Source organism: Micromonospora sp. URMC 106, assembly GCF_051386395.1.
In the GTDB taxonomy this organism is placed as follows: domain Bacteria; phylum Actinomycetota; class Actinomycetes; order Mycobacteriales; family Micromonosporaceae; genus Micromonospora.
Genome location: NZ_JBPQTP010000277.1, coordinates 1 through 275, shown reverse-complemented (window position 1 = coordinate 275; position 275 = coordinate 1). Strand labels below are relative to the sequence as shown.

Genomic DNA, 275 nt, shown 5'->3' with positions numbered 1-275 from the left:
TACGGGCAGGACCGGCCGGGGGAGCGGCCACTCCTGCTGGGCTCGGTGAAGTCGAACATCGGGCACACGCAGGCCGCCGCCGGCGTGGCCGGTGTGATCAAGATGGTCATGGCGATGCGGCACGGCATGGTGCCGCCGACGTTGCACGTGGACGAGCCGTCCCCGCACATCGACTGGGCGGCGGGTGCGGTGGCGCTCGCGACGGAGCCGACGCCGTGGCCGGCGGTGGATCGGCCGCGTCGGGCGGCGGTGTCGTCGTTCGGGATTTCCGGCAC

At 73.5% G+C, this 275-nt stretch carries 1 pseudogene; it reads left to right on the top strand.

Features of this window, described 5'->3' with window-relative positions:
* Positions 1-275 (top strand): annotated as a pseudogene (locus ACSNOB_RS32100) (polyketide synthase); the annotation flags it as partial.